This is a genomic window from Parabacteroides sp. 52 (genome assembly GCF_010500925.1).
GTDB lineage: Bacteria > Bacteroidota > Bacteroidia > Bacteroidales > Tannerellaceae > QVMG01.
Window position 1 is genome coordinate 1 of record NZ_QVMG01000048.1, and the last position, 3509, is coordinate 3509.

Annotated in this window: 3 protein-coding genes; all 3 read right to left on the reverse strand. The window is 46.4% G+C overall.

The window, feature by feature from the left end:
- Nucleotides 1-192: 192 nt before the first annotated feature.
- From meaB to D0T51_RS12075, 3 genes are read right to left on the reverse strand one after another with little or no spacing between them, the layout of a single operon-like run.
- Nucleotides 193-1305, reverse strand: coding sequence for a methylmalonyl Co-A mutase-associated GTPase MeaB (gene meaB, locus D0T51_RS12065; RefSeq protein ID WP_163729637.1), 1113 nt, complete (start codon nt 1303-1305; stop codon nt 193-195).
- A gap of 10 nt (nt 1306-1315) precedes the next feature.
- Nucleotides 1316-2428, reverse strand: coding sequence for a DUF1573 domain-containing protein (locus D0T51_RS12070; RefSeq protein ID WP_163729633.1), 1113 nt, complete (start codon nt 2426-2428; stop codon nt 1316-1318).
- A gap of 19 nt (nt 2429-2447) precedes the next feature.
- Nucleotides 2448-2879, reverse strand: a complete 432-nt coding sequence (locus D0T51_RS12075) for a DUF1573 domain-containing protein (RefSeq protein ID WP_163729635.1) — start codon at nt 2877-2879, stop codon at nt 2448-2450.
- Nucleotides 2880-3509: the final 630 nt, after the last annotated feature.

Here is a 3509-nt window from a genome sequence, read left to right on the forward strand (position 1 = left end):
CTGCTCCACCACTGCAAGCAGTGGTCCCCCTCTTCTTATCCAAGAAGAGGAGCCAAGATAGTGCCAGTCACTGATAATTAATTGTTAATTATAAATTGTAAATTATAATCCTTCATGCTTCACGCATCATTCATCACTAACCACTCATCACTAATCACTAACCACTAAACACTGACCACTCATCGTTAATCATTAATCGTTAACCATTTCTCCCCCCTCGTTCGTCAACAAATACGTTTCCATCATTTGTTTTGCAGCGACAAAGGAGCTTATCTCGTTGCGTAAAACCTGGCCTTCGACAAAAGGCAATAATTCTTCTACCCGGGGATTATGATAAAAGCTATCCCGCAAGGCCTCATGGATGCTTTCATACATCCAGTATTTCGACTGCTCGTTGCGTTTATGTTCAAAGTAACCGTTCTTTTGAGTGAAAGCGACATAGGCGTCTATCATCTCGCCTATCTCTTTGATTCGCAGGTTATAATACCCCGAGTAGGTAAGCACCTGCGGAGTCCAGCCGGACGCAGCAGGAGGGAATAGGTGCAGGGCATTCCTGAACTGGGCAGCCGCCAGATTGGCTTTGTCCACATTATCCCCATCTGCTTTATTGATCACAATGCCATCAGCCATCTCCATGATGCCACGCTTGATCCCTTGCAGTTCGTCTCCGGTACCTGCCAGTTGGATCAACAGGAAAAAGTCGACCATCGAATGCACAGCCGTCTCACTCTGTCCCACGCCGACCGTCTCCACAAAGATAGTGTCGAAGCCGGCCGCTTCACAAAGCACAATCGTTTCCCGCGTCTTACGAGCAACTCCCCCCAAAGAACCTGCTGAAGGGGAAGGGCGGATAAAGGCATTAGGCTGACGGGAGAGGTCTTCCATCCGTGTTTTATCTCCCAGTATACTGCCTTTCGTGCGTTCACTGCTCGGATCAATAGCCAATACGGCTAACTTATGCTGTTGCTTCAACAGGTGCATACCGAAGGTATCGATCGAGGTACTTTTCCCTGCCCCCGGCACACCGGTTATACCTATACGGACGGAGTTACCGGCATGAGGCAGGCATTTTTCAATGATTTCCTGCGCCAACACCTGGTGCTCTTGCCGCGCACTTTCTACCAATGTAACAGCCTGACTGAGAATCGTTATATCTCCTTTGAGGATTCCTTCGACAAACTCCGCCGGAGAGTATTGCCTGCGCTGCACCCGCTTTTTGAGGTAGGGATTAACCGTAGGTACATCAGAGACGCCCTTATTCACTTTCAATCCCTTATACAATTCTTCGTTTTCAGGATGTTCCATCATTTCTTTGTTATTTATAGGCTGTGACCTTGATAAGGCGAACGGGGCCGTTCGGGTCGTCACAGACAACATTTATGAGCGATTCGAGTTTCGTCTTGACATCTTTGGGGCGAATAGACACTTTGAAGGTGGCTGTCGCTCCGGGTTTCAACTCACGCCTGCCTCCGGATATATCCAATCGTTCGTCGTCGCTGGTCACACTGTATATATTCAACGGCGACTTTCCTGTATTGGTTATATCAAAAGAGATTGTAGCCTTCCCGCCTATCAAAGGGATAATACCGCCTTTGGTGGGCAGTTGACCAAACTCCAAAAGCGTACCGGACAAATGGGCTACCGGCGCCAAGGCTTTCTCTGCCGCTGTCAGTTTATTGAAATTGTCTATAATATTGGCGGCGATTTGTATCTGCCCTTGCGACTCTTTCAGGTCGGAGCTACTGACGGTCACAGGCAGGGAGACAGCCACACGTCCTTTGCGCTTCACAGCGGCGGCATCCAATACGATGGTCAATGTACCCATCTCCCCCGGTTGGATCACATCCGGATCCGCTTCTACCGAGAAGAAAGAGGGCAATTTACCCAATTGAATGGTCAGGGCTTTCTGACTGTCATTTAAAATATGGATACGCTCTTCCAGTTTTTCATCCGGACGAATCGTACTGTATAAGATCGTCTTGGTATGCAGTTTCAACTCTCCGATGGAATAGGGATAGTTGAATACGGGTTGCAGCGTTTTGGGTTTAACGGTTCCTTTGACAGCCAGGTTGTAACTGCCTTTCTTGCCATTGCTGTATATAGAGACCGTTTTATAGAAAGGCCCCGGGCGGCCTTTGGGATCAAAAGTGATCTTCAGCTGCCCGCTCTTCCCGGGAGCAATCGGTTCTTTCGACCATTGCGGCTGGGTACATCCACAGGATGCCGTAACCCGCGTAATCACCAAGGGGGCCTGGCCGGTATTCTTTACCTGAAAGACATGACTGGCCAAGCCGTCCGCTTCATAAATAGTTCCAAAATCATAGGTGAGCTCCTCCACACTTATCTGCGGATTGTTTTGCGCATACAAAACGGGGATAAGAAAAAATCCTATCCATGCCAAAACAATGCGTTGGAGGGTCAATCTCATACAATAGGTTTATATCCGGTTATTCATGAATGACATTACCGCGGATAGTAAGCATAAAGCTGCCCGCTTTTCCATTGCTATAAACAGATACAGGTTTGGCAAACGGACCCGGACGATGTGCCGGATCAAAGGTAATCTTGACAGTACCTGTCTTTCCGGGAGCAATCGGTTCTTTAGTCCACTCCGGCGTTGTACATCCGCAAGAGGCAATCACACGCGTCATAACCAACGGTGCTTTTCCTTTGTTGGAAATTTCAAAGGTGTGCGACACTTTACCGTCCGCCTCTTTGATATCTCCAAAATCATAGCTGGCCTCTTCTGTTGCAATAACAGCGCCAGACTCTTCTGTTTCCTGAGGAGGAGTAACCACCTCTACCTTCTCTGCTTCCTGGGCAAAAACCGAACCGGTTGTCAACAGGATAGCCATGCAAATAAAAATAATCTTTTTCATTTTTCTATTTAATTCTAAACGATACTGCAAATATAGTGAAAGACAAGCGTAATCCGAAAGGAAAATTTATTTTCTATTGAGGATTGCCGAGTCGCATCCTATATTCTGCAAATATACAAAAGGTTAGCGTAATCCAAAAGGAAAATTTATTTTCTATTGCGGATTGCCGGACCGCATCCTATATTCTGCAAATATAGCGAAAGCCGAGCGCAGAGCCAAACTTGTTTGAGCTATGCCGAGGCGCACCCTATATTCTACAAATAGAATATTCAATTCTTCAACTAATTTGAAAAAATGCAATTTTATATGTGCAAAAAGGTGGGGAAATAGAATTGCTGACAATCGTCGGCAAAATTGCTGATATACGTCGGCACAAGTGCCGATATATATCGGCACTTTTGTCGACAATTATCAGCACTTTTATTTAGAGGTCACTTTATACCGTATACCACGGGTTTGACAACCCGCGGTTATTCACTTGAAACCCCTTCGGGGTTATTGTTTCTGCTGTTTGTTTGCTGAAGTACAATGGTTTATATTGTTTATAATCATTCAAATCCCCTATGCATCAACCAGCACTATCCCAGCTCCTCTTCTTGGATAAGAAGAGGGGGACCACTGCTTGCAGTG

Excerpts from the sequence above, each read along its gene's own strand:
- meaB (WP_163729637.1), bottom strand. The coding sequence starts at position 1,305 with ATGGAACATCCTGAAAACGAAGAATTGTATAAGGGATTGAAAGTGAAT.
- D0T51_RS12070 (WP_163729633.1), bottom strand. The coding sequence starts at position 2,428 with ATGAGATTGACCCTCCAACGCATTGTTTTGGCATGGATAGGATTTTTT.
- D0T51_RS12075 (WP_163729635.1), bottom strand. The coding sequence starts at position 2,879 with ATGAAAAAGATTATTTTTATTTGCATGGCTATCCTGTTGACAACCGGT.